This window comes from Yoonia sp. (genome assembly GCF_036007805.1).
In the GTDB taxonomy this organism is placed as follows: domain Bacteria; phylum Pseudomonadota; class Alphaproteobacteria; order Rhodobacterales; family Rhodobacteraceae; genus Yoonia.
Genome location: NZ_DASYOK010000255.1, coordinates 1 through 3,741, shown reverse-complemented (window position 1 = coordinate 3,741; position 3,741 = coordinate 1). Strand labels below are relative to the sequence as shown.

Sequence of the window (3,741 nt, the reverse complement as noted above, 5' to 3'; positions counted from 1 at the left end):
CCGCACCGGGGCTTGCCGCGATTCCGCCGACGATCACATCGCGCTTTGCATCCGGATCAACCTGCCTGTGCAACAGCTCTGACAGGGCTGACGGCTGCACGCGCATTACCGCCTCTTCGCGGGGGATCACACCGTCTTCGGCCAAGGCCACGGCGATCCGCACAGATGCGCGTGAACTGCGCTGGACCCGCACGGCATCAAGGATCTGCAGGACACCGTCTTGCAGGGTGAACTTGATTTCCATCTCTTCGCGCAACCGGCGGCGGCAGATATCGCCATATGACACAAGCTGGGCATATTGATCGGGGCAGATATCCTCAAGTGCCGGACCACGCGGGTCACGTGTCAGGTAAAGCGCACCCTCTGCATCGGGGCCAAGATCATAAGCGTCGCTTCTGCTCGCACTCAGGTAGCGGCCAATGATCTTGGGCGCGCCGGAGGTGGAGTCCACAAACTGCATCACGCCCTGACCACATTCGCCCTGCCCTGTCCCCAAGGCCATCGCCTGTACGACAAGCCCGAGACCTGCGTTTGCCGGAGCACCCTTGGCCTGCCGCAGCAAACGCGCGGTCGTCCCGTCCCACGCGCGGGCCATCGAGCGCAGCACTTCGGCCAGTTGCACAGCTGGGTCCTGCGGAAAGGGTTCGTCGGTTTCAAACTCGAACGTGTCGAGCATGGTTTTCAGACTGGCGGCGTCGGCCACATCGGGCAGGTAGAATTCATCAGGATCAAGGCGCGCCACATGGATCGCATAAGATTGCACAAAGCGCAGGTAGAGTTTCGTCGCAGCTGCGGCCCCGATCTGCTGGGTCAGCTCGGCCAGACGCGCATCGTTCATCCCCACATTCAGGATCGCACTCGGCCCACCCCAATCGGGGTCCTGACTGGACGGGCGCACAGACAGAAGCGGCGCTTTGCCAAAGGGGGCCAGCAAGGTTTCCATATTTGGCAGATTGCCAATCGCTGCGGCATGAACCGCATCAAAGGACAAGGCGACCGTCACCGGCACGGGCATATCCAGACGCACCAGCCGTTGCAGGCACTTCGCACGTCCGCCATGGACCGAGGACTTCATGGCCGCAGTTGGCGTGATAAGCGTCAATGGCCCGTATGTTGACTGTTGCTGCACTGCGGCACCGATCTATTGTTCACCTGCAGCATAGAAGGAAATCCGGCCCACTGTACACATAACTTTACAGTTTTATGTCTAGCCTTCGATTTTCGTCAGATCAGCGACGCTGAGGCATATATTTCTAATACATGACAACAGGTTAAGGCGATTGCGGCGCAAAATCTCTGATTCCGCGTTCACTTGAACATCGGTGAAAAAAGCGTCAATCGGTGCGCGCAGTGCTGCCATAGCGGTCATTGCGGTGCTGAAATCTTGCGTCTTCATCGCTGGCGCGATTTTTGCATCTGCAGCATCAAGGGCGGCGAAAAGCGCCTTTTCGGCGTCGTCTTCGGCGAATTTGATGTCCGCGCCATAGGAGTATTCCACCCCGTCCTTTTCCTCGGCCTGCGTCAGGATGTTGTTGGCGCGCTTGAAGCCCTGGATCAGGTTTTCACCGTCATCGGTCGCCAGCGTTTCCGCCAATGCCTCGGCCCGTTTGACCAGCAGCGTCAGGTCATCATTGCCCGGCATCGCAATGCAGGCGTCGATGATGTCGTGGCGGATGCCTTTGTCTTTGAGGAATACCTTGAGGCGGTCGTGGAAGAAGGAGAGTAGGTCAGCGCACTTAGAGTCGATGCTCTCAGTGAGATTCTTTCCATTCTCTAGCGGTATCGGGATCAGGTTTAGGCGCTGCTGAGCATGGTTGGCAATTGGAGTGAGCAGAGGCATTGCAGTTCCATTCTCCAACACCAACCGAATAACCCCCAACGCCGCTCTCCGCAGCGCAAACGGGTCTTTGCTCCCAGTCGGCTTCTCATCAATCGCCCAGAACCCTGTCAGCGTGTCGATCTTATCGGCGAGCGCCACGGCCACAGACACCGGCGCGGTCGGCACCTCATCCGATGGGCCCAGCGGTTGCCAGTGTTCCAGACAGGCCTCTGGCACGCCGTCGTCGTGCCCTGCGGCCTTGGCATAATACTGCCCCATCAGCCCCTGCAATTCGGGGAATTCATAGACCATTTCAGAGGCCAGATCGGCCTTGGCGATCCGTGCCGCCTCTTCTGCCAGATCGGGCTTGGCGCCCACGTGCGGGGCGATTTCGCGCGCGAGGGCCGCGATGCGTTCAATCCGCTCGGCCTGTGAGCCCAGTTTCGCGTGGAAGGTCACGTTGGCGAGTTGATCGGTCCACGCCTTCATCCCCTGCCGTTCGACCGTGCGCAAATCATTCTCCCAAAAGAATTTCGCGTCCGACAGCCGCGCTGACAGCACCTTCTGGTTGCCCGCCAGAATGGTGGCACCCTGATCGGCGGTTTCCATGTTGGCGACGGTCACAAAACGCTCGATCCGGCCCGTCTTGGGGTTGCGCACGGAAAAGAATTTCTGGTGCTCTTTCATCGAGGTTTGCAGCACCTCGGGCGGCAGCCCAAGGAAGGCATCGTCAATCCGGCCCAGCAGGACCACAGGCCATTCGACCAGCCCCGCAACCTCGGCCAGCAGACCACGGTCCTCGACCACCTCAAGCCCCAGCGCAAAGGCCTGATGGATGGCGTCATGCCAGATCGCCTCGGCCCGTTCATCGGCGCGCAGCAGGACCTTGGCGCGCTTGAGCTTCGCCTCGTAATCATCTAAATTTGTGACAGAAAATGCATCCGGCGCAAGGAAACGGTGCCCGCGCGTGGTGTTGCCAGATGTGATCCCGTCCACATCCATCGGCACGATCTGCGCGCCTGCCTCATCACTGAGGATACACAGGATGGAATGCAGCGGGCGCACCCATTTCAGCGGGCCATCGCCCCAGCGCATCGACTTGGGCCACGGGAAATTGCGTACGGTCTGTTCCAGCACTTCGGCAATGATATCCGCCGCCATCCGCCCCGGTTTTTCGATCACCGCGAAATAGACCTGACCCTTTTTGTCGTCGCGCACTTCTAGGTCTTCGCGCGTCACACCTGCCCCGCGCAGGAACCCTTCGATCGCCTGATCCGGCGCACCCACTTTGGGCCCCTTGCGTTCTTCGCGCACTGCCTTGCTCTCGGCCGTCAGCCCTTCAATCGACAACGCCAAGCGGCGCGGCGTCGAGAATGCCGCAGCCCCTGCATAGGTCAGCCCCGCTTCGACCAGACCGTCCGTCACCAGCTTGCGCAGGTCATCGGCGGCACGGCTTTGCATCCGCGCGGGGATTTCCTCGGAGAAGAGTTCAATCAGAAGATCAGGCATCACTCGGCGCTTTCTGGAATTGGGGGGCAGTCTTCGGGGGGGCGGTTGCCGTCAAAAACGACTTCGCCACATTCATTGATCTGGTGCCACGCATAACCGCGTCCGTCAGGGTAGATGGCGACGATCCGGTCGATCCCGTATGCGATGTTTTCAACGCCCATAAAGGCGTTGGCATCGGTGCGCAGGTCTGCCCCGATCTGGGCTGCGTCAAAGCAATCGAACCAGCGGGGTGCCACGCGGGGTTCGGCGTTATCAACGATTTCAAACGTCTCTGTCAGCATCGCTTGGCTAAGGGTGGTTTCAAAGCAGGCACGATAGCGCAGCGGGCTGCTGATCGCGTCGATGCCTTGGAAGTTTTCCACCACAATCGGTTCTGCCTCACCGGTGCTGACGGAGGTCAGGCGCACGGCGTC

Annotated in this window: 2 protein-coding genes and 1 pseudogene; all 3 read right to left on the bottom strand. The window is 60.0% G+C overall.

Annotation, left to right across the window (positions count from 1 at the left end):
- Positions 1-1,129, bottom strand: a pseudogene (locus VGP75_RS13840) (pyruvate, phosphate dikinase); the annotation flags it as partial.
- A gap of 78 nt (positions 1,130-1,207) precedes the next feature.
- On the bottom strand, positions 1,208-3,328 hold the full coding sequence (gene glyS / locus VGP75_RS13835; protein WP_327544226.1) for a glycine--tRNA ligase subunit beta: 2,121 nt from the start codon (positions 3,326-3,328) through the stop codon (positions 1,208-1,210).
- On the bottom strand, positions 3,328-3,741 hold a 414-nt coding region (locus VGP75_RS13830), incomplete at its 5' end, for a DUF6446 family protein (RefSeq protein WP_327544225.1). The genes VGP75_RS13830 and glyS, both read right to left, overlap by 1 nt.

Coding starts and splice junctions, on each gene's coding strand:
- glyS (WP_327544226.1), bottom strand. CDS start 3,328: ATGCCTGATCTTCTGATTGAACTCTTCTCCGAGGAAATCCCCGCGCGG.